Source organism: Maritalea sp. S77, from assembly GCF_049801075.1.
GTDB lineage: Bacteria > Pseudomonadota > Alphaproteobacteria > Rhizobiales > Devosiaceae > Maritalea.
In genome coordinates this window covers 72,012-95,043 of record NZ_JBNAGG010000001.1, presented here as the reverse complement: position 1 = coordinate 95,043, position 23,032 = coordinate 72,012, and the positions used below count along the sequence as shown (strand labels likewise).

26 protein-coding genes are annotated in these 23,032 nt (G+C 51.1%); 10 read left to right on the top strand and 16 right to left on the bottom strand.

Features of this window, described 5'->3' with window-relative positions:
- Positions 1-35 precede the first annotated feature (35 nt).
- Both ACP15Y_RS00550 and ACP15Y_RS00545 read right to left on the bottom strand, forming a co-directional pair.
- Positions 36-521, bottom strand: a complete 486-nt coding sequence (locus ACP15Y_RS00550; RefSeq protein ID WP_424981071.1) for a GNAT family N-acetyltransferase — start codon at positions 519-521, stop codon at positions 36-38.
- 6 nt (positions 522-527) lie between these two features.
- Positions 528-1,232 (bottom strand): helix-turn-helix transcriptional regulator, encoded by a 705-nt coding sequence (locus tag ACP15Y_RS00545; protein WP_424981070.1) that lies wholly within the window; start codon positions 1,230-1,232, stop codon positions 528-530.
- A gap of 82 nt (positions 1,233-1,314) precedes the next feature.
- Between ACP15Y_RS00545 and ACP15Y_RS00540 the strand changes: the two genes are divergently transcribed.
- Positions 1,315-2,040 carry a glutathione S-transferase family protein gene (locus tag ACP15Y_RS00540; RefSeq protein WP_424981069.1) on the top strand — a complete coding sequence of 242 codons (726 nt, stop codon included), beginning with the start codon at positions 1,315-1,317 and terminating at the stop codon, positions 2,038-2,040.
- A 25-nt stretch (positions 2,041-2,065) separates the two neighbouring features.
- Here ACP15Y_RS00540 and ACP15Y_RS00535 read toward each other — a convergent pair whose 3' ends face one another.
- From ACP15Y_RS00535 to ACP15Y_RS00515, 5 genes are all read right to left on the bottom strand, one after another.
- Positions 2,066-2,467 carry a VOC family protein gene (locus ACP15Y_RS00535; protein ID WP_424981068.1) on the bottom strand — a complete coding sequence of 134 codons (402 nt, stop codon included), beginning with the start codon at positions 2,465-2,467 and terminating at the stop codon, positions 2,066-2,068.
- A 10-nt stretch (positions 2,468-2,477) separates the two neighbouring features.
- Positions 2,478-2,960, bottom strand: a complete 483-nt coding sequence (locus ACP15Y_RS00530) for an N-acetyltransferase family protein (protein WP_424981067.1) — start codon at positions 2,958-2,960, stop codon at positions 2,478-2,480.
- Between the two features lie 19 nt (positions 2,961-2,979).
- Positions 2,980-4,461: an Asp-tRNA(Asn)/Glu-tRNA(Gln) amidotransferase subunit GatB gene (gatB, locus tag ACP15Y_RS00525; RefSeq protein ID WP_424981066.1), complete on the bottom strand. Its 1,482-nt coding sequence runs from the start codon at positions 4,459-4,461 to the stop codon at positions 2,980-2,982.
- Positions 4,462-4,519: 58 nt separating this feature from the next.
- On the bottom strand, positions 4,520-4,825 hold the full coding sequence (locus ACP15Y_RS00520; RefSeq protein ID WP_424981065.1) for a chorismate mutase: 306 nt from the start codon (positions 4,823-4,825) through the stop codon (positions 4,520-4,522).
- 132 nt (positions 4,826-4,957) lie between these two features.
- Complete coding sequence (locus ACP15Y_RS00515; protein ID WP_424981064.1) at positions 4,958-5,845, bottom strand: formylglycine-generating enzyme family protein; 888 nt, start codon at positions 5,843-5,845, stop codon at positions 4,958-4,960.
- A gap of 322 nt (positions 5,846-6,167) precedes the next feature.
- Between ACP15Y_RS00515 and ACP15Y_RS00510 the strand changes: the two genes are divergently transcribed.
- Positions 6,168-6,425 (top strand): YjhX family toxin, encoded by a 258-nt coding sequence (locus tag ACP15Y_RS00510; protein ID WP_424981063.1) that lies wholly within the window; start codon positions 6,168-6,170, stop codon positions 6,423-6,425.
- A gap of 24 nt (positions 6,426-6,449) precedes the next feature.
- Here the strand turns inward: ACP15Y_RS00510 and ACP15Y_RS00505 are convergent, their stop codons facing one another.
- The 8 genes from ACP15Y_RS00505 to ACP15Y_RS00470 form a co-directional block, all read right to left on the bottom strand.
- Complete coding sequence (locus tag ACP15Y_RS00505; protein WP_424981062.1) at positions 6,450-6,716, bottom strand: helix-turn-helix transcriptional regulator; 267 nt, start codon at positions 6,714-6,716, stop codon at positions 6,450-6,452.
- Positions 6,713-7,285: a hypothetical protein gene (locus tag ACP15Y_RS00500; RefSeq protein ID WP_424981061.1), complete on the bottom strand. Its 573-nt coding sequence runs from the start codon at positions 7,283-7,285 to the stop codon at positions 6,713-6,715. The genes ACP15Y_RS00505 and ACP15Y_RS00500 overlap by 4 nt, the downstream gene beginning before the upstream one ends.
- 83 nt (positions 7,286-7,368) lie before the next feature.
- Positions 7,369-8,142: a pentapeptide repeat-containing protein gene (locus ACP15Y_RS00495; RefSeq protein WP_424981060.1), complete on the bottom strand. Its 774-nt coding sequence runs from the start codon at positions 8,140-8,142 to the stop codon at positions 7,369-7,371.
- Positions 8,143-8,144: 2 nt separating this feature from the next.
- A complete protein-coding gene (gatA, locus tag ACP15Y_RS00490; RefSeq protein ID WP_424981059.1) occupies positions 8,145-9,629 on the bottom strand; it encodes an Asp-tRNA(Asn)/Glu-tRNA(Gln) amidotransferase subunit GatA in 1,485 nt (494 codons plus the stop codon).
- Positions 9,630-9,696: 67 nt separating this feature from the next.
- On the bottom strand, positions 9,697-9,984 hold the full coding sequence (gene gatC / locus ACP15Y_RS00485) for an Asp-tRNA(Asn)/Glu-tRNA(Gln) amidotransferase subunit GatC (protein ID WP_424981058.1): 288 nt from the start codon (positions 9,982-9,984) through the stop codon (positions 9,697-9,699).
- Between the two features lie 172 nt (positions 9,985-10,156).
- Positions 10,157-10,717 carry a PDC sensor domain-containing protein gene (locus ACP15Y_RS00480; RefSeq protein WP_424981057.1) on the bottom strand — a complete coding sequence of 187 codons (561 nt, stop codon included), beginning with the start codon at positions 10,715-10,717 and terminating at the stop codon, positions 10,157-10,159.
- Positions 10,718-10,860: 143 nt separating this feature from the next.
- A complete protein-coding gene (locus ACP15Y_RS00475) occupies positions 10,861-11,421 on the bottom strand; it encodes a PDC sensor domain-containing protein (protein WP_424981056.1) in 561 nt (186 codons plus the stop codon).
- 44 nt (positions 11,422-11,465) lie between these two features.
- Positions 11,466-12,020 (bottom strand): hypothetical protein, encoded by a 555-nt coding sequence (locus tag ACP15Y_RS00470; RefSeq protein ID WP_424981055.1) that lies wholly within the window; start codon positions 12,018-12,020, stop codon positions 11,466-11,468.
- 77 nt (positions 12,021-12,097) lie between these two features.
- Between ACP15Y_RS00470 and ruvX the strand changes: the two genes are divergently transcribed.
- From ruvX to ACP15Y_RS00430, 8 genes are all read left to right on the top strand, one after another.
- The gene (gene ruvX / locus ACP15Y_RS00465; RefSeq protein WP_424981054.1) at positions 12,098-12,544 is read left to right on the top strand and encodes a Holliday junction resolvase RuvX; all 447 of its coding nucleotides are present in this window, start codon (positions 12,098-12,100) and stop codon (positions 12,542-12,544) included.
- A gap of 102 nt (positions 12,545-12,646) precedes the next feature.
- Positions 12,647-13,636 (top strand): aspartate carbamoyltransferase catalytic subunit, encoded by a 990-nt coding sequence (locus ACP15Y_RS00460; protein ID WP_424982438.1) that lies wholly within the window; start codon positions 12,647-12,649, stop codon positions 13,634-13,636.
- On the top strand, positions 13,633-14,928 hold the full coding sequence (gene pyrC / locus ACP15Y_RS00455; RefSeq protein ID WP_424981053.1) for a dihydroorotase: 1,296 nt from the start codon (positions 13,633-13,635) through the stop codon (positions 14,926-14,928). The genes ACP15Y_RS00460 and pyrC overlap by 4 nt, the downstream gene beginning before the upstream one ends.
- A 21-nt stretch (positions 14,929-14,949) precedes the next feature.
- On the top strand, positions 14,950-15,561 hold the full coding sequence (gene plsY, locus ACP15Y_RS00450; protein ID WP_424981052.1) for a glycerol-3-phosphate 1-O-acyltransferase PlsY: 612 nt from the start codon (positions 14,950-14,952) through the stop codon (positions 15,559-15,561).
- Positions 15,562-15,582: 21 nt separating this feature from the next.
- Positions 15,583-16,704 (top strand): DNA-processing protein DprA, encoded by a 1,122-nt coding sequence (gene dprA / locus ACP15Y_RS00445; protein ID WP_424981051.1) that lies wholly within the window; start codon positions 15,583-15,585, stop codon positions 16,702-16,704.
- 128 nt (positions 16,705-16,832) lie between these two features.
- A complete protein-coding gene (gene topA, locus ACP15Y_RS00440) occupies positions 16,833-19,373 on the top strand; it encodes a type I DNA topoisomerase (RefSeq protein ID WP_424981050.1) in 2,541 nt (846 codons plus the stop codon).
- Between the two features lie 9 nt (positions 19,374-19,382).
- Positions 19,383-21,701, top strand: coding sequence for a ribonuclease R (rnr, locus tag ACP15Y_RS00435; protein WP_424981049.1), 2,319 nt, complete (start codon positions 19,383-19,385; stop codon positions 21,699-21,701).
- The gene (locus tag ACP15Y_RS00430) at positions 21,698-22,114 is read left to right on the top strand and encodes a DUF983 domain-containing protein (RefSeq protein ID WP_424981048.1); all 417 of its coding nucleotides are present in this window, start codon (positions 21,698-21,700) and stop codon (positions 22,112-22,114) included. The genes rnr and ACP15Y_RS00430 overlap by 4 nt, the downstream gene beginning before the upstream one ends.
- Here ACP15Y_RS00430 and ACP15Y_RS00425 read toward each other — a convergent pair.
- Positions 22,111-23,010 (bottom strand): LysR substrate-binding domain-containing protein, encoded by a 900-nt coding sequence (locus ACP15Y_RS00425; protein ID WP_424981047.1) that lies wholly within the window; start codon positions 23,008-23,010, stop codon positions 22,111-22,113. The genes ACP15Y_RS00430 and ACP15Y_RS00425 overlap by 4 nt on opposite strands.
- Positions 23,011-23,032 lie beyond the last annotated feature (22 nt).

Here is a 23,032-nt window from a genome sequence, read left to right as displayed (position 1 = left end):
CACACCATCTTAAACCTTGCAGGCGGTTTGCCAAGCTAAAGCGCCCGCCACATGCGGAATTCATAAAGCTCATCGCTGGCAAATTCATCGCGTAACTTCTCTCTGAAAACAAATCCGCGTCGCTTATAAAATGAGACCGCACGCAAATTAGCTTCATAAACTTCTAGCGTTACACATTTTCCATTTGGAAAAGCAGAAAGTGCTGCATCAAGTAATCGATCACCAACGCCTTGGCCGTGATAGGCCACGTCGAGATAGAGACGCATCAAATGAATGTGCCCTTCACCCTCGTCAGCTGCCAGAACGTGGCCGATCACCTCGCCCCCATCCAAAGCAACAAAAGTGGCACATGCACCATCCGCAGTTTCTTGAGCCAACTTTGCTGGCTGATGCCACATCTCAGTGAGATGATCCACACGTTGCTCGCCTAAAAATGGCGCATAGGTTTGATGCCAGACCCGAAAAAGCATGGATTTAAGCGCTGACACATGCTGTTGTTCGGTCCGAATAATCTCAATCATAAAATCTCAAATCGTATGCCGCACAATTTGGGGTTGGCGGATGCTTTCCACCTCCCACCATTCTTTTTTCAGTTGCGCACGGCTTTTGGGCACATTTTTGTCCAATATTTCGATGGATTGGATGCGATCCGCACGGAAGGCGCGAAAATCCTGTCGCAATTCGCACCAGCACAGCAGCAAGCGCTTGAAATCGAAATAGCCCAATGAAATTGGCCAGGCGCGGCGTTTTGTGGCTGCGCCATCTTCTTTGATATATTCAAGCTCAATGATTTTGCCGCTACGCAACGCTTGCCGCAGTTCGCTGGAACTCACCACGCCTTCTGTGCCTGCAGGCGCATATAGCGACACATCAAAAAACTCATCTCGAAGATGGTCAGGCAACACTGCGGCAACTTTGGCGACGATGTCCCGCGCAGCAATTTGCTGATCCTTATCCCCATGTGTCTCGACCCAACGGGCGCCTAAAATCAAGGTTTCCAACTCAAGCGAATTGAAGATCAAGGGTGGTAAATCCAAACCATCTTCCAACACATAGCCAACGCCAGCTTCACCGCGAATAGGTACACCAACTGATTCTAGCGAAACCATATCGCGATAAATGGTGCGTGATGTGACCTCAAGCTCCCCTGCTATCTCGCGCGCAGAAATTGGTCGCCCTTTGGCGCGACGCAAGATTTGCACGATCTGCAATAATCTGTCGGCGCGACGCATTTTTCTCTCCATGCTGACACAACGCTGTCAGTAGCGTGTCAGTATTTTGCTGGTCATTCAAGGCAAATCAAAGGATGCACTTATGACCATCAAATTTTTCCAACCACCCGTAGCACCCGGCACACCGTGCCTAAGCCCATTTTGCGCCAAGCTCGACATGCTGCTGCAGCTCTCTGAACTCGATTTTGAACGGCATGTAGAAGGGGACCCGCGCGAGGGACCAAAACAAAAAGTGCCCTTCATTGAAGAAAATGGCGAACGGCTGGGTGACAGCAACTTTATCGCCCAACATCTGCGCGACAAACATGGCTTTGACTCACTCCACCATCTAAGCGCAACACACCGCGCTATAGGACAGATGATCATTTCTACGGTGGAAGAAAAACTCTATTGGGTTCTGGTGCATGGCCGCTGGCATAAGCCGGAAAACGCAACAATTATGAAGTCGATCTTCTTCGGTCATATCCCTGACGAAGCGATGCGCGAAGAAATCGGCAATGGCGCCGAACAAATGATCAAAAATACGCTCTATGGCCAAGGCACAGGTCGCCATACGGACGAGGAAGTGTTCGAAATCGGCCGTCAAATCATCGACGATTTGAGTACGCTTCTGGGCGACAGCCCCTGCTTTTATAGCGAAACTCCAACGATTATCGATGCTTGCGTATTCGGCTCACTGGTCAATTTTGCCCATGGTCCAGTGCATTCATCTATTGCTGACCATCTAAAAAGCAAGCCCAATTTGGTGCGCTATATGGATCAGCTAACGCAGCAATATTTTCCAAACTTGGAAAAACAAGCCGCATAAAATCTCGGGGCGGTGCGCCGCCCCCTCACCCTTGTTCCTGCATCGGCACCGTGGATGACGACACATCGATCATCTGACCATTCGGGTCTTCGATCAACATACGCTCCTGTCCATACGGCATAGCCGTTGGCGGCGAGATGATTTTAGCGTCGATCTTTTGGGCAGCAGCATATGCAACATGCACATCTTCAACCACAAAATTGAGAATACCGCCTGTGGCGCGGGCGGCAGCTGCCTTCGGCACAATCGGATTGTTGACATCAAGGATGGCCAGTTCAATCAGCGGGCCCGCTGAGGGCGTGAGAATGACGAACCAATCACTGTCAAAATGACGCTTCAGTTCCAGAATATTCGTATAAAATTTGGCCGTCGCTTCCACATCATTGGCAAGCATGGTGTAAAAAACACGGGAGACTTTGTTGCTCATCTCAATGCTCCTAAATTGCTTTGGTCATCTTGATGCTGGGCGGCTCATTTTCGGGAGTAGGCTCCGGCCCCGCCTCAAAAAATCCGATATGTTTATAAAAACCAATGGCTGATTGGTTTTTCTCCAAGACAGCCAATTCCAAATGCACGGTGCCTGGAAATACGTCGAGAACCGCATTCAGCATTGTCGTGCCAATCCCAGCACCTTGAGCTGATTCTAAGACATAAAGATAACCGATCAAAACAGACCGATTTTCGCGCGGCAAAGCGTAGCAATGCCCGACGATCTTTCTATCAATAATGGCTAAAATATTGGCGGCATTTTTGTCGGCGATGCGCTCTTTGAAATTACGTGGCGCCAGCCACATTTCGCAGATTTCATCAAGCTGATGCGCGGGCATAAGCCCGCTATAGCTCTCGCGCCAGGATTGACGCATCATCGCGCTTAGTGCCGTTGCATCTGCAAGGCGAGCGTCGCGGATCGAAAATGCCATCAGACCCGCGACCATTTATCTAAAGACCTAATTTGGACTTCAGAATCTCATTCACAGCTTGTGGATTTGCTTTACCTTGCGATGCTTTCATCACTTGGCCAACAAACCACCCCATAAGCTTTGGATTTTGTTGTGCTTTGGCAACCTGATCCGGGTTGGCGGCGATGATTTCATCAACGATTTTCTCAATCGCGCCTGTATCCGTCACCTGCTTCATGCCGCGTTCTTCAACCAAAGTGGCCGGATCGCCGCCCTCAGTCCAAACGATCTCAAAAAGATCCTTAGCAATCTTACCCGAAATGTCGCCTTTTGAAATGAGGTCAACAATGCCGCCCAACTGTTCAGCGCTTACAGGGCTGGTAGAAATATCGAGCCCCTCTTTGTTCAAACGGCCAAACAACTCGTTGATCACCCAGTTGGCTGCCAATTTGCCATCGCGACCGTCCGCGACTTTTTCGTAAAAGTCAGCTGATGTGCGATCCGCGACCAAGACACTGGCGTCATATGGTGTGAGCCCCAATTCTTCAACGAAACGATGACGCTTTTCATCGGGCAATTCTGGCAACCCCGCCTTCAAGCCCTCAATAAATGCATCATCAAATTCCAGCGGCAACAAATCTGGCTCCGGGAAATAGCGATAATCTTGCGCATCTTCCTTGGAGCGCATGGAGCGGGTTTCGCCAGATTTCGGGTCAAACAACCGCGTTTCCTGATCGACAACGCCACCATCTTCCAAAATATCGATTTGGCGACGGGCTTCATATTCAATCGCTTGACCAGCAAAGCGAACAGAGTTCACATTTTTGATCTCGCAGCGTGTGCCAAATTCACCGCCGGGACGGCGCACAGAAACGTTGATGTCAGCGCGCAAAGAGCCCTGCTCCATATTGCCGTCACAGGTGCCCAAATAGCGCATAATGGTGCGCAGCTTGTTGATATAAGCCTTAGCTTCATCAGACGAACGCAGATCAGGCTTAGACACGATTTCCATCAACGCCACGCCAGCACGATTGAGGTCAACAAAGCTCATGCTTGGATGCTGGTCGTGCATCAGCTTGCCCGCGTCAGTCTCCAAATGCAGTCGCTCAATACCGATTTCAACTTCACCATCGTCCCCCATATCGAGCAACACTTTGCCCTCGCCGACGATGGGATCGAGATATTGAGAGATCTGATAGCCGGGAGGCTGATCAGGATAGAAATAGTTTTTACGGTCAAAAATAGAATGTTTGTTGATCTGAGCTTTCAAGCCAAGCCCCGTACGCACAGCCTGACGCACACATTCCTCATTGATCACTGGCAACATGCCCGGCATCGCCGCATCCACAAAGCTAACATTGTGGTTAGGTGGCTGGCCAAACTCGGTTGATGAACCAGAAAATAGCTTGGATTCTGAGGTCACTTGCGCGTGCACCTCTAGGCCCAAAACCATTTCCCAATCGCCCGTTGCGCCGCTGATAAATTTCTTTGGGTCGGGCGTGCGTGTATCAACAAGTGTCATATTTTCTTCTCTTCGCTTGATGTCGCGATAGGATTTATTCGCGCTGTCGCTTGCTTTGCTATTCTTGGCTGCGGCGGGCGGCAATGACGCCCTTCTCAAAATTCACATTCCAATCGATAAGGGTTCGCCAAAGCAGCTCGGCCTGATCCTCATCCAAATTCTTCTCCAAAGCGCGCTGACGCACCTTTTCGATCACATTTTCAATGCGCGCCGGATCAAACGCCTCATGCGGGTCAGTTTTGATGGCCGCCATCCGCGTCACATAAGCATGACGCTCCGCAAACAAAGAAATCAATTGCTGGTCCAGCCGGTCAATTTCTGTGCGTACATCGTCCTTTGTGTGGCATTCTTTTGGCGTCTTCATCAACTCGCTCAATCTGATCCATTCTGCATTGCAAATATGACGCGCCCGCAAAGGCGCGCCAACGATTTGGATTAAAGCAATTAGCCACAATTGTCTATTGCTGTGACGGGCTTTTTCAGCCCAAATTCGCCACTATTCCGCTGGTGTGACCACCCGAAAACCAATGTGCGCATCATTATAGGATGGCCCATCCTCAAAATGCTTATAGGCGGAACGGGCAACAAATGGATTTGAGCCCCACCAGCCTCCTTTTTCAGCCTTTTTGCTGCCTGTCGCTGGCCCTGTTGGATCATTGATCGGACTATTCTGATAATATCCCTCTCCCAACCAATCTTGCACCCATTCCATCACATTACCTGACATATCGAGCGCGCCGACCCAGCTTGCCCCAACTAAATAGGTTCCCACAGGTGCAGTGCCTGTCTGTCCAACAACATGCGCTTTTTCGACAACCCAATCATCGCCCCATGGATAAATCCGATTTTCAGGTCCGCGCGCCGCGTACTCCCACTCTGCCTCAGTAGGCAACCGCCCACCGCGCCAAGCAGCGAACGCTTCTGCTTCGTAAAATGTGATGCAGGCACGTGGGTGATTTGGTTCATCAGATGAGTCGCAAGGCAAAGGCAAAATCCCGATATATTGGCCCGACAGCCAAGCTCTGCCCGCATCGCTCCAATAATCCAGTTTTTCATATCCACCTGCCTCTACGAACGCGGCAAAAGCTTCATTGGTGACCTCCGTGCGATCAATCCAATAATTGTTCGTTACACAAACATTATGGGCGGGCACTTCATATTTTTGTGCTGCACTTGCTGCCCATTCAGGCGCTTCAAGTCTGCCGATTTGGGCGTCCAAATCTGCCTGATTTGTTCCCATTTGAAAGCAACCAGCAGGCACAAACACTTGCGTTGTGCCATGCTCATCTTGCCGTTCTGACCCTGTTTCAATTGCAAAAGCACTGGTGGCGATTGCAAGTACGCCGCAAAGAGCAAATCCACCCGCAACATATCGTTTTATCATGTACCTCTCCCCGTTTTTTGCCCCGACTTTAGGCAGAGACAGGCAAATTGCAAAGCACAAAGCAGCGTTGCCGAATTGCCGCACTCGACACCCAATAGCCCCGCCACGCCAGTTTCGGACTAGACCAGAGCGGCCAAATCATTGTTTGTTTAAGGTTCATTGCGAACTTACGGAGTTTTGATGAAACAACTGTCGGAAACCCGCTAAAGACCTGCCAATTGCGCAGGTCTAAAACGAATTAAGAGACATCACGCGTTTGGGCTGGTGGCTTTACGGGTTTGTTGCGCCTTGAACAATCAAGGCCAAGATCGACAGAATATCAATGGACATATCAAAAGAAGAGCAACGCATATTGCACCATTTGGCGCAAGGTGGTGTGCTGCACGTTAAAAAGAACGACCACAAAAAAGTAGTGAAAGTAGAATGCTTTACCCGCGAGGGTTGGCGGTTTGAGGCCATCAATATAAAGCTATTTCAAAAGATGAAACGCAGGAAATGTATCGCTTCCACCAGCGGCAAGCCTTATCGGATCACCCGACGCGGGCTTGAGCTGGTGCGCGCGCAGGTCGACAACAGATAGAAAGGATGGGCGGCTTTGGCCGCCCTATCCGTTGGCCTTGGTCGAGGGCCGCAGCGCTGCCTCATCGACCAACTCAAATGGCTGCGCACTAAACATCGCGTCCAGCCCCACCCCCAGCGCTTTCGACAGATTGAGCGCCAGTTCAATCGTCGGATTGAACTGCTGGCGCTCAATATAGCCAATGGTTTGTGGATGCACATTGATCATTTCAGCCAACTCCTGCCGTGACAATCCACGCTCCACCCGCAACATTTTCACGCGGTTGTAAAAATTGACCTGTTTGCTGCTCATAGATCATCCTCAAATGATTGATCTGCCGACGCGCCCAGCGTCCAGCTCAACACAATGTGCTGCGCCGTGGCGACAACCACCCAAAGCGGCAACGCTAAAGCCACATAGATGGCAAACGCCAAATCAACATCACCTATGGCAATGAAAATCACAGGCGCAATGGCTAAAGCAAAGGCCATAATAATCACTGAAAGGCCATGCGAACGGGCCTTGGCCTCTTGGTAGACCTGCTCCATCCGCTCATCGAAATGCTTAAACACAGCGCGATTAACCTGAATAACCATTGCCACCTCTGCCAACCAGGCAAACAATGCCGCTACGGGCAGCATCAGCATATAAGGCAACATTGCCCAACCTTTGTCCGAAGCGAAGGTAATAAAGCCTGTTGCCACACCAATGCTGATCGCGCCGAGAATGAAGGCAATGGATGTCATCCGCCGCGCCCAAGGATTTTGAAGTCCCTCTGCGAGGTGCGAGTCTGCTAAGCGCTCGATAAAGCCGACATACCCTACTGCAGATAGAAATTTAAAGTCTCGTGATCGTTTTTCATATTTCGGATAATTATACATAGCGCAGCTCCAGTAGCGTGTAATTCCAACAATAAATAGCATATATGCTACATTTTGCAAATTACAAGCTACGAACTACAATTTTATCCTGGCACCACGTGAATGCCGAACTTCGAGATAATCGCGGCCAACTGGCTTTCAGAAACGCGCATATTCCGAATGCCAGAAAGCGCTGTAATGTCGATGGAATCGAGGTTTGCGCCCTGAAGATTGGCATTTTCAAAATTGGTGCGATCATGCAGCACGTTGGCAAAATCGCTTTCGCTCAAATCAGCACTATAAAAGCTGCTGTTTGACAGGTCCGCCCCCATCAAACGGCACCGCACGATCTTGCAATCATCAAAATTCAACTCATTCAGCTTGGCATAATCAAGCTGGCAATCCTCGAACCGAACGTCACGCAACATTTTGTTGTTGCCCACCTCGCGCCCCAATATGGCGCGGCGCAAATCAACACCCATCATTTTGCACTCTGAAAACCGCACCTCATAAAGCTTTGTGCCGATAAAGCTGGCATTAGAAAGGTTGCATTGCTCGAACTGAACATCGCGCACCTCAACCCGCTCAAAGCTTATGCCCTTATGGGAATCACTATTAAAGAAGCGGCAATTCTCAAAGCCAACATTATCGAACTTTGCCGATTTGACGTCAGCTTTCGACAGGTCGCAATTGATAAAGCTGGCGTCGACAAACTCAGCTTCGCTGACGTCGGTCTCCTCGAACACACAATCTTCAAACTTCGCGCCTGTAAAATCTTCATCCACCAAGTTGAGCTGAAAAAGAAGGCACGCCTGAATGGGCGTGCCTGCATCAATCCGATCTAACAACTCGGCTTTGGATATTTGTTCGCGTGCCAAACTTACCACCACTGAGCTGGTGTAAAGTCCTCACCGTGCGACTTTTCGATCACCCGACCAGCGGCAAACAGAGTTTCTTCGTCAAACGGCTTGCCGATCAACTGAAGACCCAAGGGAAGGCCCTGCCCGTCTTTGCCCGCAGGCACCGCAATGCCCGGCAGACCAGCCATGTTAACTGTCACGGTGAAAATGTCGTTCAAATACATCTTGATCGGGTCTTTTGCCATTTCCTGATCTGCCACACCAAATGCAGCCGATGGCGTTGCTGGCGTCAAAATCGCATCCACACCTTCATTAAAGACATCTTCAAAGTCTTTCTTGATCAAGGTGCGTACTTTTTGGGCCCGCAAATAATAGGCATCATAATAACCAGCAGAAAGCGCATAGGTGCCGACCATAACGCGGCGCTGCACTTCACGGCCAAAGCCTTCGGCCCGGGTTTGCTCATACATGTCGGTGATGTCTTTGCCCGGCACACGCAAGCCATATTTCACGCCATCATAACGCGCCAAGTTGGAAGAAGCTTCCGCTGGCGCAACGATGTAATAGGCTGGCAAAGCATATTTAGTGTGCGGCAACGAAATCTCTTTGATGGTTGCGCCTTCAGCTTTCAGCCACTCAAGCCCCTGCTGCCAGAGCTTTTCAATCTCCGCAGGCATCCCGTCAACACGATATTCTTTCGGCACACCGATGGTGAGCCCCTTCACGCCACGCTCAACTGCTGCAGCAAAATCGGGCACAGCCAAATCAACCGAAGTGCTGTCCTTCGGGTCAAAGCCGGCCATTGAAGTCATCAAGTGCGCGCAATCTTCGACTGTGCGGGCGATTGGACCTGCCTGATCCAATGATGACGCAAAGGCCACCACGCCCCAACGCGAGCAACGACCATATGTCGGCTTGATGCCCACTGTGCCTGTAAAGGCAGCTGGCTGACGGATTGAACCGCCTGTATCGGTTGCGGTTGCCCCAGCACAAAGCCACCCGGCAACGGCTGACGCGGAACCGCCAGACGAACCACCAGGCACCAAATCCTTATTGTCACCTTCAGCGCGCCACGGATTGATAACCGGACCGTAATATGAGGTCTCGTTTGATGACCCCATTGCAAACTCGTCCATATTGAGTTTGCCCAACATCACCGCGCCATCATTCCAAAGATTTTGCGTGACGGTGCTTTCATATTCAGGCTTAAAGCCATCCAGAATATGGCTGGCAGCTTGGCTGTGCACACCTTTGGTGCAGAACAAATCTTTAATGCCCAACGGCACACCTTCCAGCGCACCGCCTTCGCCTTTGGCCAGACGTTCGTCACTTTTTTCAGCCATATCCAGCGCTTGATCCGCTGTAACCGCGACATAAGCGTTTAGGCTTTGGGCTTTTTCAATGGCGTATAGGTAAGACGCCGTGACCTCTTTGGAAGTGAAGTCTTTGTTTTTTAAGCCGCTTACAGTGTCTGCAAGGCTCAATTTTGTCAGTTCAGTCGTCATGAATTCGTTCCACGCGCAGCGCTATATTCTGCAATCTTGAGGATATGTGAAATTGAGGGGCGTTGGCCTATTCAACCACTTTGGGGACCATAAAGAAGTCGTCTTCGCTCAAAGGCGCATTAGCGACAATCTGATCGGGATAACCACCATCTGTGACCTCATCTTCCCGACGGCGCAAAGCCATCGGCGCGACAGACGTCATCGGCTCCACGCCATCAACATCCACCTCTGACAATTGGTCAACAAAACCCAAAATAACGTTCAGCTCGCCTTGAAGCTTCTCAACGTCATTTTCTTCAATCTTAATGCGGGCAAGACGGCCAATCCGCCTTACGGTATCGGCATCAACCGACATGGCATTCTCCTGAAATAGAAATTAGATCGTCCGCTTTTAGCAACGCGATGGCCTTCCCGCAACCAAAGAACGCGTAAAAAACACATGAGAAATTGGAAACTTTCACTAGCAAAAGGCCACACAGCTTCTCACCATGTGGCCTATTCGCAAATTTAACGCTTCTATATGCGGATTATTGATCAACCCGCACGGCAAATGTCGCTGTACCAATGATCGCACCTTCGTCATCACGAACGGGCACACTCACCTGACTTTGCACGGCGCCAGTGGAGTCATCTAATTCAACTTCACCAAGTTCCACACCGCCAGTGTTGTACGGCACCTGCCATTTGGCTTCGTCGCCTTGCCAATAATCTGAGGTAACGGCGCTTTGGCCCACATTTAACCCCATTGCGTCCACCACAAAGATTTCTGTGATCACGCCATTGCTCTCGTCCTGAACAGATTTGAGATAGTTCGACAATGGCCGCGCCATAACCTCGTCAATCAAAGGTTTTTCTGCTGCATCAACTTCGGCACGCCATTGCGCATCCAACTGATCAATTTGATCCTGCGTATAATCAGCCGTCTGAGTATTTTGTTGCGCTACCGAAGACCAAACAGCTTCACTGTTCACGACTTGAGCAACAGGACCAGCCACAACTTCATTAAGCAGATTTTCATAATCAGAGGCCATCGCACCATGCGTTAAGCCCAATGTCATCACACCAACCGCCAAAGCAAATACACGCATATTATAACTCCTTCACAAAAGACGAAGCTAGAATGCGACACTGGAGTAAACAAATGTAACTAAATGCCGCCAGAGAAATGGATTTCGGCCGCTTTGGTTAGTTGTTAGTTACAAAATATAATTGAACACAAATCAACGACTACCTAAGGGTGAAAACTTATCCCGAAGGTTGCTGCACCTATGATTTTACTGAAGCGGTCTTTTATCGGCACACTAATTTGGGCCTGCACTGATTGGGTAGAATCATCCAATTCGATGTCCCCAATATGAATACGTCCCTCATTAAAAGGCACTTGCCACTTGGCCTCGTCCCCTTGCCAATAATCGGAGGTGGCTTGACTTTGCGCGACGTTCAGCCCCTTCGCGTCCATGATCATAATCTCAGTTATCCAGCCATCGCTATTTTTTTGAACCCGCATGAGATATTGGGAAAGCTCTCGTTCTAGCAGCGCGTCGATGAACGGCTGCTCTTCCGCCTCAAGTTCTACACGCCAGCGCGCATCCAGCGCTTCGATCTGTTCACGGCTATAATCTGCTGTTTCTTGGTTTTGTCGCGCAACGGCAGAAACCAGCGCTTTTTGTCGAACCACCACAGCAATCGGGCCTGAGACCATGTCATCGAGAACTCGATCATAGCTTTCAGTGGCCAGCGCAACCCCGGTAAGCGCCAGCATCATTATGCCCATAACAATTGACTTTATCACCGCGGTCCCTCCCAAAACCTAGGTCATGCTGCATAATGGCATTATTATAGCTCTACAGCATAACCTGGCTCTAAGATTTGCGCGGGGCTATCGCCCACTGCACACACAAATCGCTCAAACAATTCCTCATCCGGCGCAGGGATTGCCAACAAATAATGTCGCGGCTTAATCACAATAGACTTCTTGGCCTTAATCTCTTTAAAACTCTTGATCAATTCGTCGCGCTCATCTGCAGCGATGATCACAATGGCATCTGTAACCCATTCAGCCGGCAAAATACCAGTATCCAAACCATCAATGGCAACAATAAGCCGCTCGGTGCCAACCCGATCAATCAAAAGGAAGTTTTCGCCTTGTAGGAACAAATCATTGTCGTGATCACCATCTTCATCAATCATCCGCTTTGGCTTTTGCGCGGGTTCTTGACCATCAAACGGTTTAAAGGGCGCCTCCGGCACTTCATCAAAGGCTAACTGACGTACATTTTCGTTTCGTCCAATATCAACTTCAGTAAAATTTTGTTTGGTTTTCGCTATCAAAAAATGCTCTAAGCCAACTTCAAGACGCAGAACTTTTTTGCCAAGCCAAGTTAAACGCATATATGTCATTCCTCTAAATATAGGAAAATGCTAATGCAGATTTGTGGTGGGTGCAATCAAACTTATGAGTGATTTACATGTCTGATGAAAATACCTACGAGCTGCCCAAGCGTGGTCGACTAATGGGTTTAGATTTAGGCACCAAGACAATCGGTGTCGCGATTTCAGACGGGCTGCAATATACCGCTACCCCTTACTCCACAATCAAGCGCAAAAAGTTTACGCAGGATGCCGAGCAATTGCAGGCGATAATCGCTGATAATGAGGTGGTGGGAATCGTTTTGGGATTGCCGCTCAATATGGACGGCAGCGAAGGCCCGCGCGCGCAGTCGACCCGCGCCTTCCAGCGCAATCTATCCCAAAAGACAGAATTGCAGATCACCTATTGGGACGAGCGACTCTCCACCAGCGCGGTAACCCGCACCATGCTGGAAGCAGACATCTCTCGCGCGAAACAAGCCGAAGTCGTGGATAAGTTGGCCGCGAGCTATATCTTACAAGGCTATCTCGACAGCAAACGCTGATCCTCAAAAGCCTTTGGATTTTTCATAATTCATTTGTCATCTGACTTGTTTGTGCAGGCGCATTGCGTTATGCCCGATAAACCGATTTGGAATGGCAGGCAAATGACTCCCAACTCGCGCACTTCAAAAGACAATGCGTCGGGCACCAACGTGCCCACCCAACACCATTTTTCTCAAAAACATCTCTTAGGCATCTCGCATCTCAATCCTGTAGAAATTACAGAATTGTTGGATCGTGCGGAAGCTATGGTGGATATCTCACGGCAGCCGAAAAAGGCCAAACACAGTCTTAAGGGCCGCACGCAGATCAATCTGTTCTTTGAGAATTCCACAAGAACCCAATCGAGCTTCGAGATCGCGGGCAAGCGCCTCGGTGCTGATGTGCTCAATATGGCGGTGCAAACCTCTTCCGTGAAAAAGGGTGAAACGCTGATTGATACGGCCGCAACCCTAAACGCGATGCAGCCCGATGTGATTGTGGTGCGACACGCGGCATCAGGTGCGGTTGAACTATTGTCGCAAAAAGTAGCTTGCTCTGTGGTGAATGCTGGCGACGGGACACACGAACATCCGACCCAAGCCCTGCTGGATGCGCTGACCATCCGCCGCAACAAGGGCCGACTAAACGGGCTCACCGTTGCCATTTGTGGCGACGTGGCCAACTCTCGCGTGGCCCGCTCCAACTTGCTGCTGCTGGGCGCAATGAATGCGCGGACCCGTGTGGTGGGACCAAAGAACATGCTGCCCAAAGGCGTTGAGCAAATGGCCGCAGAGGTATTTACCGATATGGAAGAAGGCCTCAAAGGCGCGGATGTTGTGATGATGCTCCGGCTACAGCATGAACGCGCCGCTGGCAAAATGATCCCGTCCGTGCGTGAGTTTTTCCACTTCTATGGCCTAGACGAGCGAAAGCTCGCTTTCGCCAAAGATGATGCGATCGTCATGCATCCCGGCCCTATGAATCGGGGCGTCGAAATTGCCCCTTCAATCGCAGATGGGCCACGATCCGTTATTACCGAGCAGGTTGAAATGGGCGTCGCGGTGCGCATGGCGGTGCTGGAAGCGCTATTGACCAATGGGGAGGCTGCATGATGAAGAACGAACTGATCATCACCAATGCCCGCCTTGTTGACCCGGCTTCAGGCAAAGATGCGCAGGGTGCCCTCTGGATCAAAAACGGCAAAATCAAAGATGTGCAATGGGGCAATGCTCCTGAGGCTCCAGAAGACGTAGAGACACGCGATGCCCGCGGAAATGTCATTGCGCCCGGCCTAATTGACACAAGAGTTTCAACGGGCGAACCCGGCCATGAATATCGCGAAACGCTAGAAAGCGCGTCAAATGCCGCAGCGGCTGGCGGCGTAACCAGCTTCCTGCTGATGCCAGATACAAGCCCTGTCATCGATGACGGGGCACTTGTTGACTATGTGATACGCCGCGCTGACGCGACATCAAAGGTGAAGATTCTGCCCTCCGCTGCCATCTCGAAAGGGCTGAAAGGCGAGGATTTGACGGAGTTTGGTCTGCTCAAAGCCGCTGGAGCAAAAGCTTTCACCGATGGTGACAGCTCAATCCAAAGCACGTCGATGCTGAAAAATGCATTCACATATGCCAAGAACTTTGACATGCCGATCTTACACCATGTGGGTGATCGCGAACTGATCGGCGACGGTGTGATGAATGCGGGGATATTGGCGACCGGGTTGGGTCTTAAGGGAATTCCCCATGAGGCAGAGACCATCCCCCTTGCCAGAGACCTTCAATTGGCGGACATGACTGGCGTACGTTATCACGCCGCGCAGATTTCCTGCGCCAAATCCGCAGCGCTAATCGATTTTGCCAAACAGCAAAACGATCAAGTGAGCGCAGGTATCTCAATCAATAATCTTTGCCTGAATGAAAATGACATCGGGTCTTATCGCACATATTTTAAGCTGAATCCGCCCTTGCGCGCTGAAGATGAGCGCATGGCGATGGTCGAAGCGCTGCGCGCTGGAACCATCGACATTTTGCATTCTGCCCACGATCCGCAAGATACGGAAGGCAAGCGCCGCCCATTTGCGGAAGCCACCGACGGAGCCATCGGAATGGAAACCATGCTCAGCGCGGCGTTGAGATTGGTGCAGGAAGAGCAGATTAGCCTATTGCAGCTTTTGGCAACACTAACCATCAACCCAGCTAAACTGTTGGGACTTGATAGCGGAAGACTAGCCAAAGGTGCACCAGCAGACCTGATTGAGGTTGATTTGAACTACCCTTGGGTGGTGTCTGAAACCAATTTGCACTCAAAATCGCAAAACACTGCCTTTGAACATGCGAGACTGTTCGGTAAAGTGATGACCACTTGGGTCAATGGTAAAACTGTCTACACTGAAAACGCCTAAAACGAATATGTGGGAACCAACATGGATTATGTAAATCTGATCATTGCAGCGCTGGGCGGCTATCTGCTGGGGTCAATTCCGTTTGGCCTTGTGATTACCAAGCTAGGTGGGCTTGGCGATATTCGTGATATTGGTTCCGGCAATATTGGCGCCACCAACGTGCTGCGCACCGGGCGCAAAGATTTAGCATTCCTCACATTGCTTGGCGATGCAGGCAAAGGTGGCCTTGCGGTACTCCTGGCGCGCCACTTTATGGGCGATCAAGCAGCACTGATTGCAGGTGTGGCCGCATTTGCTGGCCATATCTGGCCAATTTGGCTCAGCTTTAAAGGCGGCAAAGGGGTTGCCACCTATATCGGCACGCTATTGGCGCTCAATTGGATTGTTTGCCTGTTGTTCTGTGCCACTTGGCTGATCGTCGCCTTGCTGCGCCGCTACTCTTCGCTTGCGGCCCTCAGTGCAGCGACAGCAGCACCCGTATTTGCTTATATCTGGTCTGGCGTTGCTTTAAGCGCGGCATGTGCCATACTCTCGCTTATTCTTTTTTATCGACACAAAGACAATATTTTAAGATTACTTGATGGCACAGAAACCAAAATTGGCGGTGACAAAACCGCCAAAAGCGAAAGCTAACCAATCTATATGGTGCCGCTAATGGACGGCACCACGAAAACCAATAACGATCAGCAAATATTTGACTGGCTTCGCCTGATCCGCTCAGACAATGTTGGTCCCGCCATGTTCAAGCGGCTGATCAACCGCTTTGGCTCTGCTGGTAATGCGCTGGAAGCCCTACCCGATTTGATCAAGGGCTCAAATGCCAAACGCGCCATCCGCCTAGCCTCCATCGATAAGATCGAAGACGAGATTGAGCGCACGCAAAAATTTGGTGCCCGCTTGCTCACATTGATCGACCCTGAATATCCCGAACCACTCAAGCAAATCGCCGACGCCCCACCAGTACTTACTCTGCTTGGCAATCCTGAATTGTTGAGCAAGCCATCAATCGCCGTGGTAGGTGCCCGCAATGCGAGCGCAGCAGGCACCAGCATGACAAAACAAATCTCTCATCAATTAGGAGAAGCTGGCTATGTGATTGCATCCGGCTTGGCAAAAGGCATTGATGCCGCAGCGCACGCGGCTTCCCTCCAAACGGGAACTATCGCTGTTTTCGCAGGCGGCATTGATCATATCTATCCCGAAAGCAATATCGAGCTTGCACGCAACATCCTTCGCCACAAAGGCATATTGATGACGGAGCGAGCCTTTGGCAGTGTGCCGCGCGCGCAAGATTTTCCACGCCGCAACCGGATTGTTTCCGGCCTATCGCTGGGTGTGGTCGTCATTGAGGCCGCGATCCGCTCTGGATCGTTGATCACGGCGCGTATGGCGCTGGAACAAAATCGCGACGTGATGGCCCTGCCCGGTTTTCCTATGGATCCAAGAGCTGAAGGCGGCAATAAACTAATTCGCGACGGCGCAACATTGGTCCGCCATGCGGACGACATTTTACAAGAAGTGCAAGAGCGCGGCCGGACGCCGCAGCAAAGCTTCTTGCAAGAAGACGAATTTGCCCCCACTTATACAACGATTCAGCAGTCGCCAGATGCAACCGAACAGGTATTAAGTGCGTTAAATCTCACACCGACGCCGATTGATGATATTGTGCGCCATACGGACTTGCCTGTCGCAATTGTTTCGACCGTGCTGTTGGATTTGGAAATTGCTGGACGCCTTGAACGATCCGCAGGCCAATTGGTGGCCTTGCGCCCTTAAAATCTGATCCAAAGACGCCTTCATTCCGAATAAACAAAAGCAGCACAATTTTGTTTGGTCATTGACAATTGGACCAAAGCAAGACCATGTTGCCGCCGATTTGACGTTAGGACCTGAGGACCATTTGAATGAAGCTGGTGATTGTCGAAAGCCCTGCGAAAGCAAAAACCATTAATAAATATTTGGGCAAAGACTATGAAGTTTTGGCTTCATTTGGCCACGTGCGCGATTTGCCATCTAAAGATGGATCTGTTGATCCAGAAGATGATTTCGCAATGAAATGGGAAGTCGACGCTGCCTCAAAAAAACGTCTTACTGAAATCACCAAGGCCACCAAGGCCGCAGACGAACTGATTCTCGCGACTGACCCTGACCGCGAAGGTGAAGCGATTTCTTGGCACGTATTGGAAGTGCTGAAACAGAAAAAAGCGCTGAAAGACAAAAAGGTCAGCCGCGTGGTGTTCAACGCGATCACCAAAAAAGCCATTTTGGATGCGATGCAAAAGCCACGCGAACTCGACACGCCGTTGGTTGATGCCTATCTCGCCCGCCGCGCGCTGGACTATCTTGTGGGCTTTACCCTCTCGCCAGTGCTGTGGCGCAAATTGCCTGGCTCTCGCTCTGCGGGCCGCGTGCAATCTGTGGCACTGCGCCTTGTGTGTGAACGCGAAGAAGAAATCGAAAAGTTTAAGCCGCAAGAATATTGGAGCGTTACAAGCACGCTCAATCAGGGCGGCAAAGATTTCGAGACGCGCCTTTATGCATTGAATGGAAAAAAGACAGACAAGCTGGACATTGCCACAGAAGCACAAGCTGCGGATATTCGCGGTGCAATCCAAGCGGGCAATCTGCAAGTTAAATCGGTTGAGAATAAACCGACCAAGCGCAATCCATATGCGCCGTTCACCACCTCAACCATGCAACAGGATGCATCGAGCCGCTTAGGGTTTTCCCCATCGCGCACCATGCAAGTGGCACAGCGCCTCTATGAGGCTGGCTTGATCACCTATATGCGTACCGATGGTGTGCAGATCGCTCCGGAAGCAATCAACGCGACACGCGCGCAGATCGAAAAAGAATTTGGCACACATTATGTGCCGGAAAAGCCGCGCATCTATCAGTCTAAGGCGAAGAACGCACAAGAGGCGCACGAGGCGATCCGCCCCACCGATTTGTCGCGCAACCCTAAAGACACAAAGAATTTGGAAGCCGACCAAGCCAAGCTTTATGAGCTGGTGTGGAAGCGTACCATGGCCAGCCAAATGCGCGCTGCCGAAATGGAGCGCACAACAGCTGACATCGAGGTGTTGGGCGCAAAAGACCAAATCACATTGCGCGCGGTTGGTTCGGTCACCACGTTCCCAGGCTTTATGTCCCTATATGGTGTTTCAACCACCGAAAAAGACGATGAAAACAGCCGTGAATTGCCGCCTTTGGCCGTAGGCGATAGCCCGGCGCTGAAGAAATGTGAAATCGAACAGCATTTCACCCAACCACCTGCCCGCTTTACCGAGGCGAGCCTTATTAAAAAGATGGAAGAGCTTGGCATTGGCCGTCCATCTACCTATGCGGCGACATTGGGAGTGCTGCAAAATCGCGACTATGTGCGATTGGAAAAGCGCACGCTTATCCCAGAAGACCGTGGCCGTCTGGTAACTGCATTTTTGCAAAGCTTCTTTGAGCGCTATGTGGAATATAGCTTCACCGCTAATCTTGAAGAGCAGCTTGACCAAATTTCTGCTGGCGAGATCGACTATAAAAACGTTCTGGTCGATTTCTGGCGTGACTTTAATGCCCATGTCACTGAGATTAAAGATCTGCGCGTGTCAGAGGTTTTGGATGCGCTGAACGCGCTTCTAGGCGACCATATCTTCCCGCCAAAGGAAGATGGAAGCGATCCGCGCAAATGCCCAGATTGTGATTCCGGACAATTGTCCCTCAAGGTGGGCCGCTATGGCGCCTTTATCGGCTGTTCGAACTATCCGGAATGTAACCACACACGCCAATTGGGCGAAAGCGCCACTGGTGAAGCTGGTGGCGCAGACGGCACAGGTGTTGTTGGCCAGCACCCAGAATTTGGCGTGGACATTGAATTGAAAAAGGGTCGCTTCGGCCCCTATCTCGAAATGGAAATCGACGGTGAGAAGAAGCGTTCTGGCCTACCAAAAGGTTGGACACCAGACAGCATTGACCTCGAAAAAGCAGTCAAACTGATCTCCTTGCCACGCGACGTGGGTGAGCACCCCGAAACCGGCAAAATGATCACAGCAGGTCTTGGGCGCTATGGGCCGTTTGTGTTGCATGACGGCACCTACGCCAACCTCTCAGACATCGAAGAAGTATTCAGCGTTGGCCTCAACCGTGCGGTTTCCGTTTTGGCTGAAAAAGCAGCTAAAGGTGGCCGCCGCGGTGCGGCCCAGACCCTGAAGGAACTGGGCGACCATCCGGATGGTGGCGCAGTCACCGTGAAGGACGGACGCTATGGGCCTTATGTCAATCACGGCAAAATCAACGCCACCCTGCCAAAGGATACAGAACCACAATCTGTAACCATGGAACAGGCGCTGGAACTGATCGCTGCAAAGGCAGCAAAAGGCCCAGCAAAGAAACGCAAGGCACCCGCCAAGAAAAAAGCACCAGCGAAGAAAAAGGCTGCGGCGAAATCATAAAGGATTGAAATGGCACGGAAAGATAAAACGTCACGCCTGAAGCAATCACCAGAGGCGCGGCAAAAACCAAACTTCCGCGCCAAACAAAATCGCGATGGCACCATGCCAACGCGCGAAGAGGTCGTGGATTACATTGTTCGCTATCCGAACCATGCGAGCAAACGCGACCTCGCTAAGGCTTTTGGTATTCGTGGCGATGATCGGATCATCTTCAAAGCTCTGCTCAAAGAGATGGAAGAAGATGGCCTGCTGACGCGGGATAAAAAGAAATATCACCCTGTTGCAGAATTGCCCTCTGTGACGGTGATCGAAATCCCACTGGATGCGGACACTGAACACATGATCGGCTACCCCGCCAAATGGGATGGCGATCAGGAAAATCGCCCACGTGTTTTAATCTCAGTCGGCAAGAAAGATCGTGCAGTCCCTGCTCCGGGTGACCGGGTGTTGGCGCGCATTGACCGCGACGAAAACAAAGACCCCATCTATACAGCACGTCCCATGAAGGTGCTGGATAAACCGAAAAAAGCCAATATTGGCATTGTTCGGATGACAGACAAAGGTGCCCGCCTGATCCCGGTGGATCGCAAGGGCAAAGAGATGCAAATCCACAAAGGCGACCTTGGCGATGCCAAAGAAGGCGACTTGGTGGAAGTTGAGCAATTCGTATCTGGTCGCCTGATGGTGCCGCGCGCACGCGTATCGGGCATAATCGGCAATCCAAAAAGCGAAAAGGCCATCAGCCTGATCGCCCTGCACAATCATGATATTCCCTATCGCTTTCCGAAATCCGTTTTGGACGAAGCAGAGGCACAAGTTGCCGCTGATCTGGAAGGCCGCGAAGACTGGCGCGATGTTCCGATTGTCACCATCGACCCTGCCGACGCAAAAGATCATGATGATGCGGTTTATGCAGAATCGGACGATGATCCCGCTAATGAAGGCGGCTTTTTGATCTATATCGCCATTGCAGACGTCGCCAACTATGTGCGGCCCGACTCGGCGATGGATAAGGAAGCGCTTATTCGGGGCAACTCGGTCTATTTCCCTGACCAAGTGGTGCCGATGTTACCCGAGCGGATTTCAAACAATCTCTGTTCGTTGGTGGAAGGCGAAAATCGCGCTGCCATGGGCTTGATCATCAAGATTGATAAAGACGGCAAAAAGCTCGACCACCATTTCCACCGCGTGTTGATGCGCTCGGCCGCAAAGCTGAGCTATCAACAAGCGCAAACGGCCATAGACGGGCATCCAGATGAGAAAACCGCTCCCTTGCTGGAACCAATCCTCAAGCCGCTGTTCGCCGCCTATGCAGCGCTGGAGAAGGCGCAAAAGGAACGCTCGCCGCTGGCATTGGACTTGCCCGAACGCCGCATCCGCCTGAACGCAGATGGGTTTGTGGAAGACGTGTTTGTGCCTGAACGGCTGACAGCCCACCGCTTAATCGAAGAAATGATGATTCAAGCCAACGTCGCTGCTGCAGAGACACTAGAGGCGAAAAAGTCGCCCCTGCTCTATCGCGTGCACGATGCTCCATCGCAGCAAAAGCTGATTGGCCTGAAAGAATCACTCGCCAGCTTGGACATAAATCTCTCAGTCGGCGAAAATGTAAAGCCAATGCATTTCAACAAAGTGCTGGCGCAAGCGGCGAACACCGAAAATCCGCATATGGTCAATGAATTGGTGCTGCGCTCTCAAGCGCAGGCGGAATATACCAATGAAAATTACGGGCATTTTGGCCTAAATCTCCGCCGCTATGCGCACTTCACGTCGCCGATTCGTCGCTACGCCGATTTGATCGTCCACCGTGCGTTGGTTTCAGCGCTTCAATTGGGCCAAGATGGGCTGCACCCGGGCGCAGAAAGCAAGCTTGCTGGCATTGGGGAGCAAATCTCCATGACCGAACGCCGAGCCATGTTGGCCGAGCGGGAAACCAGCGATCGGCTATTGGCATACTTCCTCGCCGACCAGCTTGGCGCGCGTTTTAATGGACGCATTTCCGGTGTTATTGGGGCGGGACTATTTGTCCGATTGGATAAAACCGGCGCAGATGGTTTTATACCAGCTTCAACGCTTGGCACCGACTATTTCGTTCACGATGAGTCGCAACAAGCTCTGATAGGGGAACGCACAGGAGAGCGGTTCCGCATTGGCGATCAAGTTGAGGTTCGGCTTATGGAAGCTGAACCTTTGGCTGGGTCTTTGCGCTTTGAGATGCTGTCAAAGGGCGAAAAGACCAGGCCGATTGGCCGGGGCCGTCCCAAACGTTCCTTTGGGAAAAAATCCAAAGGATTTGCCCGTAAACGCGGCAAACGGAGTGCAAGATGAGTTTAGAGATGACAACTGGCATTAAACCAAAACGATCGATTTGGTCTGCCATGAAAAACGGCATGAAATGCAAATGCCCTAAATGTGGTGAAGGCAAGCTGTTCCGCGCCTATTTGAAGGTGAACGACACTTGCCCAAAATGCGGTGAAGAACTGTATCACCATCGCGCAGACGATGCCCCGCCATACATCACCATGGCCATCGTGGGTCACATCATTGTTGGCGCGATTCTGCATATCGATATGGCGTATGAGTGGGACCCAATGCTCTATCTCTATGTTTTTGTGCCAATGGCGCTTTTCTCGTCCTTAGCAATGCTTCCTTCCATTAAAGGCAGCGTTGTGGCCATCCAGTGGGCCACCTATCTGCATGGGTTTGACCCTGAACATACTGATGAAATTGACGGCCGCTAGGCGTCCTTCATCGCTTCAAACGCATCAATGACCCAGCGCTTCACCTGTTTGAGCGCTGGTGTTGGCACCTTCTCTGCCTGATAAACAAACCAATAATCATAGCTGGCTGGAATGCGCATCCCAAAGGGCGCCACCAACCGCCCGGCAGTCAAATCATCGGCAACCAACACTGAGCGCCCAAGCGCCACCCCCTGACCCGACAACGCCGCCTGAAGCACCGCATTGTCGTCTTCCATGCGTGGCGAACGACTAGACATTTCAACCGAACAATTCGCCGCCTTAAACCAGGCCGCCCAATCGTCAATAATGTCGGTATGCAATAGGTTTGCGCGCACCAAATCAGTTGGCGTATTCAAACCATGTTGTTGCGCATACGCGGCAGTGCACACTGGAAAAACCTGTTCCTTCGCAAGTAATGTCGCATGAAGAAACGGCCAATCGCCACGCCCATATCGAATTGCAGCATCGATATTCTCCGCACGAAAATCCACCAAGTGACGCCCCACACTGATGCGCAAATCCAAATCCGGGTGCGCGGCCACAAATTGACCCAAGCGCGGTGAAAACCATTTCGCCGCAACTGAAGGCAACATGGACAGGGTCACAATGTGGTCAGTCGGTGTGCGAATTTTGGCCAACGCATGGGAAATTTGCCGAAGACCCGCGGTCACGCCCTCCGCCAATTCACGCCCTTGTGGGGTCAAAGCGAGATTTGGGCCTGATCGGGAAAATAAACCAATCGACAATCGAGCTTCAAGATCAGCAATTTGTCGACTGACAGCACTCTGCGTAATGCCCAACTCAGCAGCAGCTGCGGTGAAGTTGCCCAACCGTGCTGATACTTCAAAGACCTCGAGCGCCCGCATCATCCCACGGTCATTATGAGTAAAACTCATGCAAAGCCTCTCTTTTTCTCAT

Coding starts and splice junctions, on each gene's coding strand:
- gatC (WP_424981058.1), bottom strand. CDS start 9,984: ATGTCGGTTGATGCCGATACCGTAAGGCGGATTGGCCGTCTTGCCCGC.
- ACP15Y_RS00470 (WP_424981055.1), bottom strand. CDS start 12,020: ATGCGTTTAACTTGGCTTGGCAAAAAAGTTCTGCGTCTTGAAGTTGGC.
- pyrC (WP_424981053.1), top strand. CDS start 13,633: ATGATGAAGAACGAACTGATCATCACCAATGCCCGCCTTGTTGACCCG.
- ACP15Y_RS00500 (WP_424981061.1), bottom strand. CDS start 7,285: ATGTATAATTATCCGAAATATGAAAAACGATCACGAGACTTTAAATTT.
- plsY (WP_424981052.1), top strand. CDS start 14,950: ATGGATTATGTAAATCTGATCATTGCAGCGCTGGGCGGCTATCTGCTG.
- ACP15Y_RS00545 (WP_424981070.1), bottom strand. CDS start 1,232: ATGCGTCGCGCCGACAGATTATTGCAGATCGTGCAAATCTTGCGTCGC.
- gatB (WP_424981066.1), bottom strand. CDS start 4,461: ATGACACTTGTTGATACACGCACGCCCGACCCAAAGAAATTTATCAGC.
- topA (WP_424981050.1), top strand. CDS start 16,833: ATGAAGCTGGTGATTGTCGAAAGCCCTGCGAAAGCAAAAACCATTAAT.
- ACP15Y_RS00510 (WP_424981063.1), top strand. CDS start 6,168: ATGGACATATCAAAAGAAGAGCAACGCATATTGCACCATTTGGCGCAA.
- ACP15Y_RS00520 (WP_424981065.1), bottom strand. CDS start 4,825: ATGAAGACGCCAAAAGAATGCCACACAAAGGACGATGTACGCACAGAA.
- ACP15Y_RS00430 (WP_424981048.1), top strand. CDS start 21,698: ATGAGTTTAGAGATGACAACTGGCATTAAACCAAAACGATCGATTTGG.
- ACP15Y_RS00480 (WP_424981057.1), bottom strand. CDS start 10,717: ATGCGTGTATTTGCTTTGGCGGTTGGTGTGATGACATTGGGCTTAACG.
- rnr (WP_424981049.1), top strand. CDS start 19,383: ATGGCACGGAAAGATAAAACGTCACGCCTGAAGCAATCACCAGAGGCG.
- ruvX (WP_424981054.1), top strand. CDS start 12,098: ATGTCTGATGAAAATACCTACGAGCTGCCCAAGCGTGGTCGACTAATG.
- dprA (WP_424981051.1), top strand. CDS start 15,583: ATGGACGGCACCACGAAAACCAATAACGATCAGCAAATATTTGACTGG.
- ACP15Y_RS00515 (WP_424981064.1), bottom strand. CDS start 5,845: ATGATAAAACGATATGTTGCGGGTGGATTTGCTCTTTGCGGCGTACTT.
- ACP15Y_RS00505 (WP_424981062.1), bottom strand. CDS start 6,716: ATGAGCAGCAAACAGGTCAATTTTTACAACCGCGTGAAAATGTTGCGG.
- ACP15Y_RS00460 (WP_424982438.1), top strand. CDS start 12,647: ATGACTCCCAACTCGCGCACTTCAAAAGACAATGCGTCGGGCACCAAC.
- ACP15Y_RS00540 (WP_424981069.1), top strand. CDS start 1,315: ATGACCATCAAATTTTTCCAACCACCCGTAGCACCCGGCACACCGTGC.
- ACP15Y_RS00530 (WP_424981067.1), bottom strand. CDS start 2,960: ATGGCATTTTCGATCCGCGACGCTCGCCTTGCAGATGCAACGGCACTA.
- ACP15Y_RS00535 (WP_424981068.1), bottom strand. CDS start 2,467: ATGAGCAACAAAGTCTCCCGTGTTTTTTACACCATGCTTGCCAATGAT.
- ACP15Y_RS00550 (WP_424981071.1), bottom strand. CDS start 521: ATGATTGAGATTATTCGGACCGAACAACAGCATGTGTCAGCGCTTAAA.
- gatA (WP_424981059.1), bottom strand. CDS start 9,629: ATGACGACTGAACTGACAAAATTGAGCCTTGCAGACACTGTAAGCGGC.
- ACP15Y_RS00425 (WP_424981047.1), bottom strand. CDS start 23,010: ATGAGTTTTACTCATAATGACCGTGGGATGATGCGGGCGCTCGAGGTC.